The 16,387-nt window shown below is 52.7% G+C and carries 17 protein-coding genes; 11 read left to right on the top strand and 6 right to left on the bottom strand.

What is annotated here, in order from left to right:
* The first annotated feature begins 1 nt into the window (after position 1).
* The 5 genes from HFP08_RS13330 to HFP08_RS13310 all read left to right on the top strand — a co-directional run bounded on the left by HFP08_RS13330 (position 2) and on the right by HFP08_RS13310 (position 5,786).
* Positions 2-1,348 (top strand): response regulator, encoded by a 1,347-nt coding sequence (locus HFP08_RS13330; RefSeq protein WP_168121077.1) that lies wholly within the window; start codon positions 2-4, stop codon positions 1,346-1,348.
* Between the two features lie 108 nt (positions 1,349-1,456).
* Positions 1,457-2,380: a carbohydrate ABC transporter permease gene (locus HFP08_RS13325; protein WP_168121076.1), complete on the top strand. Its 924-nt coding sequence runs from the start codon at positions 1,457-1,459 to the stop codon at positions 2,378-2,380.
* Positions 2,377-3,249 (top strand): carbohydrate ABC transporter permease, encoded by an 873-nt coding sequence (locus tag HFP08_RS13320; RefSeq protein WP_168121075.1) that lies wholly within the window; start codon positions 2,377-2,379, stop codon positions 3,247-3,249. The genes HFP08_RS13325 and HFP08_RS13320 overlap by 4 nt, the downstream gene beginning before the upstream one ends.
* Before the next feature lie 101 nt (positions 3,250-3,350).
* On the top strand, positions 3,351-4,814 hold the full coding sequence (locus HFP08_RS13315) for an ABC transporter substrate-binding protein (RefSeq protein WP_481856572.1): 1,464 nt from the start codon (positions 3,351-3,353) through the stop codon (positions 4,812-4,814).
* A gap of 66 nt (positions 4,815-4,880) precedes the next feature.
* Positions 4,881-5,786 (top strand): sugar phosphate isomerase/epimerase family protein, encoded by a 906-nt coding sequence (locus HFP08_RS13310; RefSeq protein ID WP_168121073.1) that lies wholly within the window; start codon positions 4,881-4,883, stop codon positions 5,784-5,786.
* Here HFP08_RS13310 and HFP08_RS13305 read toward each other — a convergent pair.
* On the bottom strand, positions 5,773-5,988 hold the full coding sequence (locus tag HFP08_RS13305) for a hypothetical protein (RefSeq protein WP_168121072.1): 216 nt from the start codon (positions 5,986-5,988) through the stop codon (positions 5,773-5,775). The two genes, HFP08_RS13310 and HFP08_RS13305, sit on opposite strands and share 14 nt — an antisense overlap.
* Before the next feature lie 218 nt (positions 5,989-6,206).
* Here HFP08_RS13305 and yunB point away from each other — a divergent pair, with 218 nt between their 5' ends.
* Positions 6,207-7,226, top strand: a complete 1,020-nt coding sequence (gene yunB / locus HFP08_RS13300) for a sporulation protein YunB (protein WP_240941366.1) — start codon at positions 6,207-6,209, stop codon at positions 7,224-7,226.
* A gap of 72 nt (positions 7,227-7,298) precedes the next feature.
* On the opposite strand, the gene HFP08_RS13295 is transcribed toward yunB, so the two are convergent.
* A complete protein-coding gene (locus HFP08_RS13295) occupies positions 7,299-8,366 on the bottom strand; it encodes a M23 family metallopeptidase (RefSeq protein WP_481856571.1) in 1,068 nt (355 codons plus the stop codon).
* 227 nt (positions 8,367-8,593) lie between these two features.
* Here HFP08_RS13295 and lipA point away from each other — a divergent pair, with 227 nt between their 5' ends.
* Together lipA and HFP08_RS13285 are read left to right on the top strand one after the other, a co-directional pair.
* The gene (gene lipA, locus HFP08_RS13290) at positions 8,594-9,544 is read left to right on the top strand and encodes a lipoyl synthase (RefSeq protein ID WP_168121071.1); all 951 of its coding nucleotides are present in this window, start codon (positions 8,594-8,596) and stop codon (positions 9,542-9,544) included.
* 24 nt (positions 9,545-9,568) lie between these two features.
* Positions 9,569-10,237, top strand: a complete 669-nt coding sequence (locus tag HFP08_RS13285) for a YutD family protein (protein ID WP_240941364.1) — start codon at positions 9,569-9,571, stop codon at positions 10,235-10,237.
* A 79-nt stretch (positions 10,238-10,316) separates the two neighbouring features.
* Here HFP08_RS13285 and HFP08_RS13280 read toward each other — a convergent pair whose 3' ends face one another.
* Together HFP08_RS13280 and ylbJ are read right to left on the bottom strand one after the other, a co-directional pair.
* A complete protein-coding gene (locus HFP08_RS13280) occupies positions 10,317-11,117 on the bottom strand; it encodes an NAD kinase (RefSeq protein WP_168121070.1) in 801 nt (266 codons plus the stop codon).
* Between the two features lie 101 nt (positions 11,118-11,218).
* Positions 11,219-12,304, bottom strand: coding sequence for a sporulation integral membrane protein YlbJ (gene ylbJ / locus HFP08_RS13275; RefSeq protein WP_168121069.1), 1,086 nt, complete (start codon positions 12,302-12,304; stop codon positions 11,219-11,221).
* Positions 12,305-12,714: 410 nt separating this feature from the next.
* Between ylbJ and HFP08_RS13270 the strand changes: the two genes are divergently transcribed.
* Together HFP08_RS13270 and HFP08_RS13265 are read left to right on the top strand one after the other, a co-directional pair.
* Positions 12,715-13,101 carry a globin domain-containing protein gene (locus tag HFP08_RS13270; protein WP_206109242.1) on the top strand — a complete coding sequence of 129 codons (387 nt, stop codon included), beginning with the start codon at positions 12,715-12,717 and terminating at the stop codon, positions 13,099-13,101.
* A 5-nt stretch (positions 13,102-13,106) separates the two neighbouring features.
* On the top strand, positions 13,107-13,817 hold the full coding sequence (locus HFP08_RS13265; protein ID WP_168121068.1) for a DUF2225 domain-containing protein: 711 nt from the start codon (positions 13,107-13,109) through the stop codon (positions 13,815-13,817).
* 60 nt (positions 13,818-13,877) lie between these two features.
* Here HFP08_RS13265 and HFP08_RS13260 read toward each other — a convergent pair whose 3' ends face one another.
* Positions 13,878-14,120: a hypothetical protein gene (locus HFP08_RS13260; protein WP_206109247.1), complete on the bottom strand. Its 243-nt coding sequence runs from the start codon at positions 14,118-14,120 to the stop codon at positions 13,878-13,880.
* Positions 14,121-14,122: 2 nt separating this feature from the next.
* On the bottom strand, positions 14,123-14,287 hold the full coding sequence (locus HFP08_RS13255; RefSeq protein ID WP_168121066.1) for a YycC family protein: 165 nt from the start codon (positions 14,285-14,287) through the stop codon (positions 14,123-14,125).
* A 143-nt stretch (positions 14,288-14,430) separates the two neighbouring features.
* On the opposite strand from HFP08_RS13255, the gene HFP08_RS13250 reads away from it, so the two are divergent.
* Positions 14,431-16,209, top strand: coding sequence for a M3 family oligoendopeptidase (locus tag HFP08_RS13250; protein ID WP_346768734.1), 1,779 nt, complete (start codon positions 14,431-14,433; stop codon positions 16,207-16,209).
* Positions 16,210-16,387: the final 178 nt, after the last annotated feature.

Here is a 16,387-nt window from a genome sequence, read left to right as displayed (position 1 = left end):
AATGTACAAAATTCTAATTGCGGATGACGAGCCGCTCATCTGCGAGGGCTTGAGCGCGCTGCTGTCATCCTCCGACATTGCGTTAGATACGATCACAACGGCGAACAGCGGATATGAAGCGCTGGATTATTTGCGCATGCAGGAAACTGATCTCTTGGTGACCGATATTGGGATGGGCTCCATGAACGGAATCGAACTTATGCATCAAGCCAAGCTGATTAAACCATGGGTGCAGACCATCATTATATCCGCGCATGAGACGTTTCAATACGCGCAGTCGGCCATTCGGCTCGGGGCCAAGGATTATTTGATCAAGCCGCTTAATCCGGAGCAGTTTCTCGATTCGGTGCGCAATGCGCTGCTCAAGATGAGCAAGGCGAGCACAGCCGAGAATGAGCTGCTTGCCGGCTTCGAGCAGCATTTCCGCATGGAATCGCCTCTGCCTGAGCGTGATCGGCTCTTGCAAGCCCTGCTTCTGGAGGACGGCGAGCGCAGCGCCGGACTGATTCGCGAACTGGAAGAAGGGTATGCTGCGGCATTGCAAGGTCCGTATTATGCCGTACTGCAAATCAGACTCAAACTGCGGCAGGAGAACGGAGAGCTGTCGCAGAGGGACGGCGAGCTGCTGAGATACGCCGCGCTAAATATTGTCAATGAATTGCTGGAGAAGGAGCTCGGCGGAGCGGTCTTCTATTCGAATGAGCATACAATCTCTGTCATCGTCCATTGGACGGAGGCTGCTTTGCAGGATGAGAGCATCCAGAAGCTCGATCGATTGGAAATGGTCGGGAGAAGCTTTCATCATCATATCGGTCAGTTTTTGCGGCTGTCTTCCGTTATCGGCATCAGCCAGATTTTGAAAGGAGCTTCCTTCATTCCGGTAGCCGCGAGACAAGCGCAGAAAGCGATTCAGTGGAACAAGCGGCATCCGGATCATTATGTGTTCTATTACGGCGACTTCAACTGGAGCAGCTATGAGAATGCGAATGAACCTACCCAAGAAGAGCTGACGGCGCAAAATAACTTGATTGTGGAGAAGTCCAAAGCCTTTGTCGAGGAGCATTTTGCGCAGAAGGGCTTGACTCTCCATGAGGTTGCGCTGCGCAATCATGTCAGTCCGAACTATCTCAGCTATCTGTTCAAGAAGGAGACGGGCCATAATATGTGGGAATACGTCATCCGGCTTCGAATGGAGGAGAGCAAACGACTGCTGACGCAAACGGATTTGCGGCGGTATGAAATCTCGGAGCGAGTGGGGTACGAGTCGCCGGAGCATTTCAGCAAAATTTTCAAAAAATATTTCGGGATGAGTCCGAGCGAGCTGAAGCAGTCGCAAGCGAGGTCTTAGACTAATGAATAGAAATAGCCATCATTGCCTTAAACCTGCACATTACTTTGAGCGGGGCTCCCTTCTACAATGAAAGAGTGCGATAGAAACAGGAAAGAGGGAGAAGAAATGAAGCTACAAGCTAGGAGAAGCGAGCCGCTCGAAGCAAAGGGGAGGCCGGGAGGGCCGAAATGGCGGAAGCATGCGGGAGGTTATGCGTTCCTGTTGCCCGCCTTTATTCTATTTCTGCTGTTTTTGTGGGTGCCGATCGTGAAAGGAATGATCTACAGCTTCTATGAAATCGACTTCGTGAAAGGCAACAGCTTCGTCGGGCTGGACAATTACAAGCTGATTCTTGACGATCCCGATGTGGGAATCGCAATTAAGAATACCCTCTATTATATGATGCTCTGTCTGGCGATCGGCTTCTGGATTCCCATCCTGTTCGCGATCTCGATTGCGGAGCTGCGCCGATTTCAGGGTATCGCGCGCGTCGCGGCCTACTTGCCCAACGTGGTGCCGGTTGTCGTGCTCTACGGACTGTGGCGATGGTTCTATGATCCCGTAGGACCGATTAACGGCTTGATTACCCGATCGGGACATGACGGGATCGCCTTCTTGACCGACCGGGCATGGTCGATGATCTCGCTCGTGATCATGGAAACCTGGCAGCAGTTCGGCTCGGGCATGCTTATTTATCTGGCCGCGATTCTTAGCATTCCGCGGGACTGGTATGAAGCGGCGGAGATTGACGGAGCGGGCATTCTGCAAAGAATATGGCATATTACGCTGCCTTCGATTCGAGGCTTAATGCTGCTTCTGCTCGTGCTTCAGCTGATCGCGACCTCGCAGGGCTTCCAATCCCAGCTTGCGCTGCTTGATGGAGGGCCGAACAAAGCGACGCTGACCTATTCCCTCCTTATCGTCAAATACGCCTTTACCCGTCAGGATTACGGCGCCGCCTCCGCACTGGGCGTGCTCATGTTTCTCGTGCTCGGCGGAATGGCGGTATTGCAGTTCAAGCTGAGCAATAGAAGGGGGAACGCGCAATGAAAAGTCTGGACCGAGGCATTCTCTCCAGCTACGATTACAAGAAGCGGGGTAACTGGATCCCCATAGGCTTGGTTTGCGTTCTGGTCGCCGTCATGGCTTTGTCCATGATCTATCCGATACTAAGCGCTTTGTTCAACGGCTTCAAGGCGAATACGGAGGTTAACGCCTTCCCGCCGCATCTTCTTCCGCGAGAATGGCATCTCGATAATTTTGGCAAGGGCTGGTCTTATATTGATTTGCCTTTGTTTCTGAGAAATACGTTGTTCATCTTCGGCGGCAACATGCTTGTGACGGTGGCGGTGCTCGGCATGGCGGCATTCAGTCTGTCCAAGCTAAAGGTTCCTTACCGGAAAAGCATCTATTTCTTTTTTATGATCACGCTGTTTATTCCGCCGAGCACGTATATTATTCCGAACTTTCTTAATTTGCGGGATTTGGGTCTGCTTAATACCTTCGCCGCCTTCTGGCTGCCCGCGGGGGCCAGCGCCTTCTTCCTTCTGCTTCTGAAAAACTTCTTCGACGGCATTCATGGCGAGATGATCGAAGCGGCGAGAATCGATGGGGCGTCCGATTGGAATTGTTTTGCGCGCATCGCTATTCCCTTGTCAATCCCTATCTTCGCAACCCTGGCGATATTCGTATTCTCCACGGCCTGGAACGATTGGTTCTGGCCTTCGCTTGTGATGCATCATGATAATAAGTATCCGCTCGCTACAGCCATCTACAAGTATGTCATTAGCGCGAAGATGCTTGATCTGAACATTCGCTTTGCCATTCTCAGCATGGTCATGCTTCCGCCGATTGCGGTGTTCCTGCTCTTCCAGAAATTCATTATGAGGGGGCTTCATCTCGGCGGCGTAAAGGGATAGGGGAGCGTAATTCCGCACATGATCCTCATAGGAACGCACCTCGTTAGAAGAGAGCGACTCCATTATGATGGGGATGCAAGTTAAATTATGGGAGAAGGGGAATGGCGATGGGGAACAAAAAAGCAATCGCGCTCTTATGTATCACGCTGATGATTTCGATTCTGGCTGCATGCAGCAGCGGAAATAACGGCAACGGGGAGGCGACGAACGAGCCGACGGATTCGGGTTCGGCAAACGGCAGCGGGAATAAAGCGACGGACGCGGGGAAGGAAGTCGACATCAGGGACAAGAAGATCACAATCAGCATTTATTATCCGCTTCCGGATCAAGTGGAGAACCGCAAGCTGGAGGATGACAAGATTCGCAGGTTTAACGAGGTGTATCCCAATGTTGAAATCGTGAAGAGCGATTGGCATTACAATCCGAGCGAGATCGGAATCAAGATGGCGGCCAATGAAGCGCCTACCTTCTTCAACACCTGGGCGACGGAAGCGAAGTTTCTGGTCGAGCGCGGCTGGGCGGCGGATATTACCGAGCTTTGGAACAATTACGAGTACAAGGATCAGATCAATCCCTTGCTTCAATCTCAGTTCAATATAGATGGCAAGGTGTTCGGAGTTTCCCAGAAGGGGTACGTGGTAACCACGGTTGTGAACAAGAAGATGCTGGACGACAAAGCCATTGCCGTACCCGATTATGATTGGACATGGGAGGATATGTATCAGACGGCGAAGGCAGCCGCGGATCCATCGAAGGGCATTTCCGGCATTGCGCCGATGGGCAAAGGGAACGAGGCTGGCTGGAACTGGACCAACTTCCTGTTCGAGGCGGGCGGAGACATCCAGACCATTGAAGGCGGGAAGGTGCAAGCAGCCTTCCAATCCGAAGCGGGACTTCGGGCGCTGGACTTCTATAACAAGCTGAGATGGGAGGCGAACGCAATCCCTCAGGATTGGGCCTTAGGCTGGGGAGATGCGGTAGGAGCGTTCGCGCAGGGCCGCACGGCGATGGTTATCGCCGGAGCCGAAGGCGTGCTGGAGCAAGCGCTGAACCAAGGCGGCATGCATCCGGAGGATGTGCTGACTTATCCGATGCCGGCAGGGGATAAGGGAGGCAAGCATACCGGCGTGCTGGGCGGCGATTATCTCGTCATTAACCCGAACGCGTCGAAGGATGAGCAGGAGATGGCATTCCGCTACATTACCTTCGATTATTTCTCCGACAAGGGCCTTGAATCCCTGGAAGCGGACATTCAGAGCCGAAAGACCGAGGGCAAATACTATATTCCGCCGCAAATGAACTATTACAGCAGCGACTCGGAATACGGCCAGAAGGCGCAGGCGGTGTTCGACAAATACGATAATGTGTACAAATACAGCGCAGAGTCCGACGCTCTTCTGGACGGCAAGCCCGAAGCACAATACAACACGCAGGATTATTATGCGGAGATGACCAATATCATCCAGGAAGTATTCTCGAACAAGAGCACGGATTTGAAGGCCGGACTTGAGAAAACGGCGAAGACGGTGCAAGAGAAATATTTTGACGAAATCAACGTGGAATAATTGGCTGGGCGCAGGTCTCTATAGGCTCTGCGCCTCTTTGCGATTATAATTGTAACGAGGTGATGGATGATGAACAGATGGAATCAAATTCAATCCGGATTAAAACAAGCGCCGGTGCTGGAATTGCAGCAATCGTGGTGGGCGATGACAGGGCTTGGAGAGAACGGAAGGGAATGGAGCGAGCGGCGCAAATTCGAAAAGATCGCCGAAGCGGGCTTTAAAGGCATAAGCGCCAGGATTCCCGATGAGGCTAACAGGGAAGAATGGCTGCAGTTATTGGAAGCGTATGATTTGAGCTTCAGCGCAATAGCTTTTCCTTCCAAACCGGAGGATTTGGAGCGGGTAATTAGAGAATCGGTCGAATTCGGGAAGGTTCAATATATCAATGCGCAGGTTATGGATTCCTTCGTTGTAGACGACAGAGCCGTACAATTGCTGAACGAGCTGTTGCATACGGCCGAAAAGGCGGGGATTCCCCTCTTCATCGAGACTCATCGCGGCACGGTAACGCAGGATCTTCTTCGCACGGTGAATTATGTAAGAGCGATCCCCGGGCTTTCGCTGATGATCGATTTGTCGCATTATGTGGTCGCCGGCGAGTTGAATGGGGAATCCGCTGCGGCTGAGGCTTGTTTCGATGAACTGCTCGCAAGAACGGCGGGCATTCATGCGCGCGTGTCGAACGGAGAGCAGGTTCAGATCGATATTGGAGAACAAGGCGAGCATCCCATGCTGCGGCATTTCGCCAGATGGTGGCGCAAAGGAATGGCGAATTGGCTGGAAGATGCGCAAGAAGGCGATATTTTGCCTTTCGTGACAGAGCTTGGCCCGCCAGGGAATTATGCCATCACGAGAAGAAACGAAGGGGGCCAAGAGGTTGAAATATCCGATCGCTGGCAGCAGGCGCTGCTTTTGAAGCGGATTGCGGAGGAGCAGTGGAAGAAGGCGAAGAATGAATTCAGCGCTTCCTAAGATCGAAAAATTCGCATTCTGATCGAGCGTGGTACATAAGATCGCTGACGCTGGATTGCGTTACGACCGTGCTGCTGTCGAATCGGACAATGGTCGAGCTTGCGTCAATGATCTGGTTGTCGCGAAAAACGCGGATGCGCGTCTGCTTCTCGAGCGCTTCCTCGAAGTCGGAATCGGTGAGCAGCTTGCGGTTAATGGACATGGTTCAGAGCTCCTTAATCTTGGTTTTCGATCCTCCGCTCTAGTCTATCTCATCCTTGGCGCGCAGACAACCCGCTTCCGAAGCTGGGAATGACATGTCTCACAGGAGAATGGGCAGGCGGCTTCGACAAGTGTCTCTTGAGGCACTTGTCTTCTTTTTCGTCCAAGTATCGCATAAGTATGGGTAAAGCAAACGGATATTTGGCGGGAGGGATGAAGGTGGCCAGATGGGGAAGAAGAAGCGTAAGCTGGTGGCTTCAGATGCTGCGCGGAGGCGCTCACGCAGGCAAGTGGCACGGAGGCTCCATTCGAAGGGCGAAGACCGTGAGCTGGGGCAGTCCGAAGCCTCAGGCCGGCTCGGGCAAGCCGGCGGCCAGATGGGGAGCGAAGCCGTCGCCGCTGTCCTTCGGAAAGCAAGCCGTGAGTGCCTCCAGGTCGGCTTCCTGGGGCTCTGTCAAACCAAGGGAGCCTCGCAAGCGAATCCGGAAGCGGACCTTGCTGCTGTGGGCCTTGCTGCTTATGCTGCTCTCCGTTCTTCCCGCTTTCATCTATATCGAGAACAAGCTGCGGCCGCCGCTGATGGACCTCGCCAAAATCAGAGTGAAGCAGGTCGCAACGGAGGCGATTAACAAGGCGATTACGGAGCAGGTGTCGAGCAATGCAAGCTCGGAGGATTTAATTGATTGGAAGCTGAATAAAGAAGGCAAGATTTCTGGCTTCATGCTGGATTACAAGGAGCATATGCGCATCACCTCGCAAACCATTAATACCGTGCAGTCTACGCTTGACGACATGAAGGAAATTCCGGAGCGCATTCCGCTCGGGCATGCGCTGCACAGCGCAATTATATCCTCGTTCGGACCGAAGGTTCCTGTTCGCTTCGAGCCGCAAGGCGCGGTGAAGGTCGAGCTGAGCACGAGAGAGCGCAACGCTGGCATCAATATGGTGCTTGTTGAAGTCTATATCGATGTTATGACAGAAATGTCCATCATTATTCCGTTCGACACGGACCCGGAGATCGTTCAAACGGAAATTCCGATATCTTATTTGCTCGTGGTCGGAGATGTTCCGATGTACTACTACGATGGAACCGGGAAAGCCGTCGGAGAATCGGCGCCGGAGGCTCCGAATATATCGGTTCCGTTGGCGCCGGGGACGAGTGTTTCGAGCAGCGGCAAGGAGTCGGGGGGCAGCTTGTCGGCCGAGGGGATTGATGATGCCGCTGCCGCTCAGCCGTAGCTCACCTTAGGGTTGTCTGAATCTAGAAGAGACCGGGAAAGCGGCATGGTCTTCTTGCATTCAGCTAGAGCGTCAGCCTTTGGAGCGAAGCTGTTTGCGTTCTGCCTGCTCCCAGCGGCGAAGCATCGGATAGGGATCGAAGGCCCATTCGATCAAGCCGCGGTCGCTGTACACGCCGTAGTGCAGATGCGGAGGGAATTTCCCCGAGGTTCCCGGCTTGCCGTAACCGGAGCTGCCCACCCGGCCGACCACTTGACCCGGCTTCACGATGTCGCCGATGGCGATCGTCTTGTCGAAGCCGGACAGATGGGCGTAATAATGATAGTGATTATTGAGATCGCGAATGCCGATTCTCCACCCTCCGTATTTGTTCCAGCCCTTTACCTCGATGACGCCGTAGCAGGTGCTGCGCACGGGAGTTCCGTATCCCGCGAATATATCGGTGCCCTCGTGAATGCGCCGTCCTCCCCAGCCGCGCCGATCGCCCCAGGTATCCCGGTAGGAATAGCTGTTGCCGATAGGAAGCGGGAAGGCATGCTCGAACAAATCCAATCTGCCGTAATGCCTGTAGAGGGAGGCGAACTGCGTAACGCGCTGCGCCGCTCGGCTGTTATGGTAATATTCCCAAATCCCGATCGGGAATCTCTCCTCGTTAATTCCGTAAGAGGACATGAAGCGGATGAGGGAATAGAGCAAGTCGAAATCGCTCGTTCGCTCCGCGGAGCCATTCCCGTCTCCGTCCTGCCCGATGCCGCCAAACCATCTGATCGATACCGGCGAGTTGTCCTCCGTGTAGGGATTGAGCGCTCCCGCCCAGCGCTCCGGTTCCACGAATACGCCGACGGTCTGACCGAGCAGGGGTCTAGCTTTGGGTCTCGCCTTCGAAATCGAGCGCTCGTACTGATCGACGGCGGCGATCCAATACCACTCGACATTCGTTACCTTGCTCAGCTTGTCGTATAGCTGCATGCGTACAGCAAAGGAATCCCCTGTGCCGGACTCCCCGGCAACAGAAGTCGAGGCCAGGGCTGACGCCGGCTTGCCAAGCTCTGGACCATTTTGCTTCATAAAGCCGCTTGTCAACAATGCGATAGCAGTGATTATAGCCGTAACTGGAATCATTCTATTCAAAGCGCTCATCCTTTCAGCAGCATGAAATCTCTAGCTGTAGGTTTTGCAAATGGCTGGTTTTTATCCAAAAAAAAGGAGCCTTGAAGGAGCTCTAATCTCATATCGCGATAGAAAACATTCCGATAAACTATAGATTGCCGCGGGATTGCGTCCCCCTTATCTTTACTATTCCTGCATAAAGCATGTTATAATGATGGCGAATGCAACAAAATGAATGTGAAAGCAGGTAATAAGGGATGACGAATCGAACGAAATTGGATAAGCCGGACTGGCTTCGCATAAAACTAACGACAGGCGGCAATTACGCCGAGATAAAAGAAATGATGCGCTCCAAAACCTTACATACCGTTTGCGAGGAAGCGCGTTGCCCGAATATTTATGAATGCTGGTCGAACCGCACGGCGACCTTCATGATTCTTGGCGATATCTGCACGAGAGCATGCCGCTTCTGCGCGGTGAATACCGGAATGCCGACGGAGCTGGATCTGGGAGAGCCTGAACGCGTGGCGGAAGCCGCCGAACAAATGGATTTGCAGCATTGCGTCATCACTTCGGTGGCGCGAGACGACCTGGCCGATGGAGGAGCTTCCATCTTCGCCGCTTCGATCAGAGCGGTGCGCAAGCGGCTGCCGTTCTGTCGCGTCGAAGTGCTGATTCCTGATTTTCAAGGCAATTGGGATGCGCTGCAGACGGTCATGGACGCGAATCCGGATATTCTGAATCATAATATCGAGACGGTCGAGAGGCTCTCCGATCGCGTCCGTGCGAAGGCGAAGTACAAGCGTTCGCTGGAGCTGCTGAAGCGGGCTAAGGAAATGAAGCCGAAGATTCCTACCAAATCAAGCATCATGCTTGGCGTCGGCGAGGAATGGGATGAAATCTTGCAAGCAATGGATGATCTTCGGGCTGTCGACGTCAATATACTGACTCTGGGACAATATTTGCAGCCGACGCCGAAGCATATGCGAATCGAGCGTTATGTGCATCCGGATGAATTCGCGAAGCTGAAGCTGGAGGGCAAGGCAAGAGGCTTCCGCCATGTGGAATCCGGACCGCTTGTTCGAAGCTCCTATCACGCGCATGAACAGACGGATTCGGCTCAGGCGGCTGCCGAGACGGAGATGACGGATCCTTCCGTTTATTCCGTCGAGTCATCGGGCTCCTGCGCGAGCGCGAATGTGAAGTAATTTATGCTGAAGTGAGGTGTGGGAATGGCTTTGATTCATATTGGCGGCAAATCCTTCGAGCTTATACACGAGAACAGAAACGGCTGGAATCCCGAAGCCTTCCGCAACCGATACAGCGAAGTGCTGGAGAGGTACGACTATATTATTGGGGATTGGGGTTATAATCAGCTTCGCTTGAAAGGTTTTTTCCGCGACGGACATCAGAAGGCGGCAAAGGAAAGCACCTTCTCCGCGGTCTCGGATTATATTAATGAATATTGCAACTTCGGATGCGCTTATTTCATTCTGGAAAGAAAGCAAGGCAGCCGGAAGGAATTTGGCGAGGGCGATCTGGACCTTGACGATCTGCCGCCTCCTCTTCCTGCAGCAGAGGACAAAGAGCTGAATGAATCACAGTCAGCCGTGTCCGCTGCTTCGGAGCATGATGTCGTCGACGATGACGCTGCTGATGCGAGGATCCCAAATTCGTCTCAAGGGAAGAAACGAAATTATTTCGGGCAGCGCTCTCATCATCAAAATCAGCAATCGGGCCATGATAAAAGGCGCAGGGATCCATTCTCCCGCAAAAGCGGGAGGAACAACGATCACCGGAGCAAGAAGCCAATGAAGCTGGCGGCGAACGAAGCTGCCGCCGCTTCCGAGTCTCCAAAAGGGAATAAGAAGGAACATCGAGACCAAAGAGAGCAGAAATAAGCCAATGACTGAGAAGAAGACGCCAAGCGCTCCTTGATGGAGCGCGGGCGTCTTCTTTGTTGAGCAAGTCCGTACAAGGCTAATCCCGAACATCATAATCGAGAAAAGCATCTCTGACCCGATTCCAGAACGGAAACGGCCTGTAACGCGGGAAGCTGACCTTCCGGCTTGCGACGGAGCAGCGAATCGACTTAATATCGCTATGCATAATATTGACATGGTCAATGCTGAGTTGAATGCGCTGATCCTTCTTGGAGATAATGTCGCAATGATGATGCTTCGGAAGCAGCACGGAGGAACCTAGCGTGCGGAAGACGCGATTATTGATCGACGCAATCTCCGCAATCTGGATGGACTCGATGGACGGATGCACGATAGCCCCGCCCAGGCTTTTGTTATAGGCCGTGCTTCCCGTCGGCGTGGAGATGACGATGCCGTCTCCCCGGAACATCTCGAACAACTCGTCATTTACATTGATTTGCGCGACGAGGGTCCCATCGACGCCTTTCAACGAAAATTCGTTTAATGATAAATAATGCAAGGTCTCCGTGCTGGTCTCCACTTCGATCTGAGCTAACGGATATCGGACCATGATCGGCGTCTCTTCCGCCATCAGCCGAACAAGCTCCTCAAGCTCGTCCGCCTTCCAGTCGGCATAGAAGCCGAGATGGCCGGTATGAATGCCGACGAAAGCCACATCGGCTATGCAATCTACATAATTATGAAAGGCTTGCAGCAGCGTGCCGTCTCCACCGATGGAGATGACGATTTCGGGCTGTTCATTGTTGTGAATAAACCCTCTCTCCGCCGCCAAGCTGTGAAATTGCTGCACCAGCGATTTCGACAGAGCGTCTCCTCTGTCAATAATAGTGTACTTCAATGGGTTAGAGCTCCTTCCGGCAATCATTCCTGTCACCCTAGATGATATAGGAAACGGCGGATGAATTCAATGCGCGAAACAAGATGGAAGGAATGACAGCATTACGGCCCGAGCCAGCCCCACAGCAAATAGACGAGAGCCATGGCGATCGCTCCATGCACCAACCTCGCGATCAGCAGCGGCTTGTATCTCATCGTCGTGCGGCTCAGCAGGCTGGCCACTTGAGCGTGGACGGACAGACCGCCCCAGGAGAGCACCCATGCTGCAATCGCGACTTGATGGATAAGTCCCGAGCCGTCTATTCCCGCGGCCCGGGAGCCGAGCGTAACTTCGAACACGCCGAAGATGCCGGCATCGGCAAGCGTCGGCGGCATGCCGATCAGACCGAAGAGGAGGCGCATAGCTTCAGAGAGAAGCCGAATCACTCCGGCATGGGTGAGAAGCTCCATGACGACCGAGAAGAAAACAACCAATCCGCCGACGACAATCATTAATCGGAGGGCGGATTGGATTGCGTCCTGCATCAGCTTTCCGAGGCTTCTCCCATCGAGAAGCCTCGCTTCATGCATGGCTCTGACGGCAAGACTAAAGCGGCTTCTGCGAATGGCGGCGCCGGGTTTGTCCGAAGGCGGCGCCATCTTATGCGTTCGTCCGGCTTCCCGGTCCTCGGCCGGAAGATGATATCGCATGAGAAAGCCGATGATTAACGCCCCGCCGTAATGCGCCGCTGCGAGAAGGGGGGCGACTTCTGCATTATGGAAGAAACCGACAGACACGGCTCCGATCAAAAAGATCGGATCGGAGGTTGTTGTGAACGCGACCAATCGTTCCCCCTCCACCCGGGTAATGAGCCTCTGCTCCCAAAGCTGGGCCGTCAGCCTGGCTCCAACCGGATAACCGGATATATAGCCCATGGTGACGATGAAGCCTCCGATGCCAGGCAAGCGGAACAACGGCTTCATGAAGGGATCAAGCAGCTTGCCGAAGAAATGGACGATACCGAATCCAAGCAGCAGCTCGGAAATCACGAAGAACGGAAACAGAGCGGGGAAGAGAACCTCCCACCAGATGGCTAAGCCGCGAAGGGAAGACTGCAGTGTTTCTGCCGGAAACACGGTCATAAGAAAAGCGATGCAGAATGCGATCAATGCCGTAATGGACAGAGGATGGGCCAGGGCTCGTATCATGCTTTTCGTCTCCTTCTTTGTCCGTATGGACAACCGTTTATATACTGTATGACCGCTGGAGGGAATCCATCCCATCATTATCCTGAAATTACCTCTCATGATTCTCAGAAAACGTTTGCAAAAGGCTGGTAATTCGGGTTTTATGTGTTACAATAAGGATATCCCCAAACGGTTGGAGTGATGAACATGAGTATTATCGCCGGCATATTGGTCTGCGCTTTTGTCTACGTCATCAAAGAGTCGATTACAGCGCCAAACGAAGAGGATTACGAAGCTTAGACTCTACATCATATGGATTGCGTCCGCAGCTAACCACTGCGGACTTTTTTTCATTTTCACATTTTACCGAGCGGGATTGTATCGGTTGTGTTATAATACTAAATACCTACAAATTGGAGATGAGCCTGACGATGAATAGGAATATAAGCCTCTATGAGGCGCTGGGCGGAGCGGAAAAACTTAGGACTATAGTAGAGTGTTTCTATCCGCTTGTACAAGCGCATCCGTTGCTGGGCCCATTGTTCCCTGAAGATATTAATCCTGTTATGGAGAAGCAATATTTGTTTTTGACGCAATTTTTTGGAGGCCCGTCGCTGTATTCCGATCAGTACGGTCATCCGATGATGAGGGCCAGGCATCTGCCGTTCCCGATTACGCCCGAGCGAGCCGCGGCTTGGCTGGGCTGCATGAAGGAAGCGCTTCAAAAAGCAGGCATCAAGGAGGAGCTTCAAGCCGTGCTGATTGATCGGTTATCAGGACCTGCGCATCATTTCGTGAATTCTACAGAAGAGGGGTAATTGTCATGGAGCCATTGTATACGACCACCATTCATTGTATTTGCTGTGAGACATCCTATTCAACGTCCAAGGTGCGGCCAAGCTTCAAGAAAGCTTCCGTGGTTGATTCAGATTTCTGCGGGCATTATAGCAATGGCGTCAATCCTGACTACTACGTGGTTCGCGTTTGTCCGAGCTGCGGCTTCGCTTCGACAGAGAATGGCATGGTTCGGTTGAACGATGCGCAGAAGAAAGCCTACTATGAGCGCATAGGAACGAATTGGAGGAAGCGGGATTTCGGAGGAGAGAGAACGGCTCTTCAAGCTATGACGACTTATAAGTTAGCTTTGCTAACCGCGCAGGCTGTCAACGAGAAGGATCGGATTCTTGCCGGGATTCTGCATCACATCGCTTGGTTGTACCGCTTGGAGCGGCAGGAAAAAGAGGAACAGCGTTTTTTGTCCTATGCCTTGGAAGCCTATATTCGAGTCTTCGAGACGGAAGGCTCGGAGCTTAATAAGGCAAGACTGATGTTTCTGATCGGAGAGCTTCATAGACGAACCGGATCTTACAAAGAAGCGGTGAAATGGTTCAGCAGAGTCGTTAATGACAAGAGAATCATGGACGCCGCGATGATTCGGGCAAGCAGGGAGCAATGGCAGCTTATGCGCGAGGAGCTTGAAGACAGCGATCGAGATCTCGGGGATTCGGCTGCCCAGCCGGCAAGCAGCGCTTAGCTTTTGTTCGTTGTCGCTGCTTGAGGCTGAATGATGAGGATAAACGATAAAGCGGGTGCCTTACGGCATCCGCTTTTGAATAGGGCTGTCCGTCAACAAATAATCGTGATCGGCATCAATTAAGGTCGTCTTATGATGGCAGCATGGAAAAACGAGCAGCTTCTTTTTACCGTCATGAATAACAGAGAGCTCGGAAGGCTTGAGCGGCAAAAGCACATTCTCCGCTTCGCAAAAGGGACAGCTCGAAACATAAATGTCGCCCATGATTTTCTCGTATGGCCAAGCGTTTTCGAACGGCAGCAGCATTATTCCTTGCTCCCGTTATTCGTTTCCACATCCTTCTTGGCGAGTTCGGCAAGCTTCTGCAAGAGGATATGTTTCGGCATATGCATAAGATGTTCTAATGGAACCCCTAGCTGCTCGGAGAGCTTGACGGCTGTTTCGGGCGATATTTGCAACGGTTGCGACATGGCGTTGTACCTCCAATTTCGGATATACTATTGTTATACACTGCTGAGTGGGTTTGCGCAAATGGTTTGCGGAGGCTGCTCGGCATTCTTTGTTGCGTAAGTACTTGTTGCATTGAATTGAGAATAGGCGAGGTGAAAGGCTTTTGTCAAGCACATACGAGATGAACTGGAACTTGGATATCTTCTATCCGGGAGGTTCGAAGTCTACGGAGTTTGAGGCGGAGCTTGCAGGCTTGGAACAAGCGACGGCTGATTTGAATGACATGCTGAACGAACGATTGGAGAATGAGCCGGAACGAATCGCTGCAGCAACTGCGCTCTCCCAGGATATTCTGCTTGGCGTCAGGCAAGCCGCCTCTTTCGCAGCTTGTTTGATGGCGCAAGATGTGAAGGATAGGAGGGCTTCTCTGCTGAATGATCGGGTGAATACCATTCACGCGAAATTCATGACGGCGATGACCAGCTTTGATCATGCGCTGAGAGCGCTGGACGAAGCAGCTTGGAATAACGTATTGAGCTTCAAGGGGATGTCGGAGCTTGCCTTCAACTTAACGGAGCATCGCGAGCTGGCAAAGCTGAAAATGGCTCCGGAGCTTGAAGCGATCGTAAGCGATCTGTCCATCGACGGCTATCATGGCTGGGCGGATCTCTACAACGTCATCGTGTCCCGCGCGAGCTTTCATGCCAAGGATGCGGATGGCAAGGAGTCTGTCCTGTCGGCGGGACAGATGCATAATCGGCTGTCCGACGGAAATAGGGACGTGCGTATTCAAGCATTCGAGGAATGGGAGCGAGAATGGGCGGAGCAAGCAGAGCTGTGCGCGGATACGCTGAATCGGATTGCAGGTTTCCGCTTGAAGCTGTATGAACATCGCGGGTGGAATTCCGTGCTTCAAGAGCCGCTGCTGATGAACCGGATGAGCGAAGCGACTTTGAATGCGATGTGGACAGCAGTAGAAGCTGGGAAAAAGCTGCTTATTCCTTATTTGGAACGCAAAGCGAAGCTGCTTGGCTTGGAAAAGCTGGATTGGCATGATGTCGAGGCTCCAATCGGAGCCTCGATCAGGACGGTGCCTTTCGACGAGGCGGCTTCGTTTATTATCGAGCAATTCAGAGCCTTCGACCCTGAGCTTGCGGAATTCTCGGAGAGAGCCTTCAGGAAGGGCTGGATTGAAGCGGAGGATCGTTCGGGCAAGCGCCCCGGCGGCTTCTGCACCTCGTTCCCGAAGAGCGGAGAGACGCGGATATTCATGACCTATTCCGGGAGCGCGTCGAATATTTCCACGTTGGCGCATGAGCTCGGGCATGCCTATCATCAGCATGTCATGAATGATCTGCCCGCCATGGCGCAGGAATATGCGATGAATGTGGCGGAGACCGCGTCGACCTTCGCCGAGCTGATCGTATCCGATCGAGCAATGAAGGAAGCGAAGAACAAGGAGGAGAAAATCGGCCTTCTCGAGGACAAAATTCAACGTTCCCTCGCTTTCTTCATGAACATACACGCTCGCTTTCTGTTCGAGACCCGCTTCTACGAGCTCAGACGGAAGGGACCGGTTTCTGTTGAAGCGCTGAACAGGCTGATGGAAGACGCTCAGCACGAGGCTTTCAGCGGTATGCTTGGCAGGAAGCATGGGCTGTTCTGGGCCTCCAAGCTTCATTTCTATTTGACGGATGTGCCTTTCTACAATTTCCCTTATACCTTTGGCTATTTATTCAGCGCCGGGCTGTATGCGCGTTCCGCCGAGGAGGGTTTCGCCGCGAGCTATGTCGCCCTGCTGCGTGATACCGGCCGTTTGACGGTGGAGCAGCTTGCCGCGAAGCATCTTCATGTGAATCTGGAGGAGCCGGATTTCTGGAATGCGGCCGTTGCGTTGACGGACGGGGATGTGAAGCTTTTCCTGGAGTTAACGGAGGAATAATTCATCGTTCCAGCCAGCCTCCTGAATTTGCTGAACTGGAATTTCTCCAGTATGTCCTATGATTCTAGCCTCAAATAAAAGATAAGCAGGATTTTCTCCAGCTTATCTTCTATTTTTTCGTCAATTATGGCCTCTAGCGCTATTTAAGCGGGAGTTATTCCAGCATAATCGTAGAATA

It is taken from the genome of Paenibacillus sp. HB172176, from assembly GCF_011947265.1.
Taxonomy (GTDB): domain Bacteria; phylum Bacillota; class Bacilli; order Paenibacillales; family Paenibacillaceae; genus Pristimantibacillus.
The sequence above is the reverse complement of the archived record's forward strand: the minus strand, read 5'-3'. Positions and strand labels throughout refer to the sequence as shown.

What these genes read in the sequence shown, in the direction of transcription:
- HFP08_RS13325 (WP_168121076.1), top strand. Translation starts at nt 1,457, where the DNA reads ATGAAGCTACAAGCTAGGAGAAGCGAGCCGCTCGAAGCAAAGGGGAGG.
- HFP08_RS13255 (WP_168121066.1), bottom strand. Translation starts at nt 14,287, where the DNA reads ATGTCGCAACCGTTGCAAATATCGCCCGAAACAGCCGTCAAGCTCTCC.
- HFP08_RS13295 (WP_481856571.1), bottom strand. Translation starts at nt 8,366, where the DNA reads ATGAGCGCTTTGAATAGAATGATTCCAGTTACGGCTATAATCACTGCT.
- ylbJ (WP_168121069.1), bottom strand. Translation starts at nt 12,304, where the DNA reads ATGATACGAGCCCTGGCCCATCCTCTGTCCATTACGGCATTGATCGCA.
- HFP08_RS13270 (WP_206109242.1), top strand. Translation starts at nt 12,715, where the DNA reads ATGAATAGGAATATAAGCCTCTATGAGGCGCTGGGCGGAGCGGAAAAA.
- HFP08_RS13310 (WP_168121073.1), top strand. Translation starts at nt 4,881, where the DNA reads ATGATGAACAGATGGAATCAAATTCAATCCGGATTAAAACAAGCGCCG.
- HFP08_RS13305 (WP_168121072.1), bottom strand. Translation starts at nt 5,988, where the DNA reads ATGTCCATTAACCGCAAGCTGCTCACCGATTCCGACTTCGAGGAAGCG.
- HFP08_RS13320 (WP_168121075.1), top strand. Translation starts at nt 2,377, where the DNA reads ATGAAAAGTCTGGACCGAGGCATTCTCTCCAGCTACGATTACAAGAAG.
- HFP08_RS13265 (WP_168121068.1), top strand. Translation starts at nt 13,107, where the DNA reads ATGGAGCCATTGTATACGACCACCATTCATTGTATTTGCTGTGAGACA.
- lipA (WP_168121071.1), top strand. Translation starts at nt 8,594, where the DNA reads ATGACGAATCGAACGAAATTGGATAAGCCGGACTGGCTTCGCATAAAA.
- HFP08_RS13315 (WP_481856572.1), top strand. Translation starts at nt 3,351, where the DNA reads ATGGCGATGGGGAACAAAAAAGCAATCGCGCTCTTATGTATCACGCTG.
- HFP08_RS13285 (WP_240941364.1), top strand. Translation starts at nt 9,569, where the DNA reads ATGGCTTTGATTCATATTGGCGGCAAATCCTTCGAGCTTATACACGAG.
- HFP08_RS13330 (WP_168121077.1), top strand. Translation starts at nt 2, where the DNA reads ATGTACAAAATTCTAATTGCGGATGACGAGCCGCTCATCTGCGAGGGC.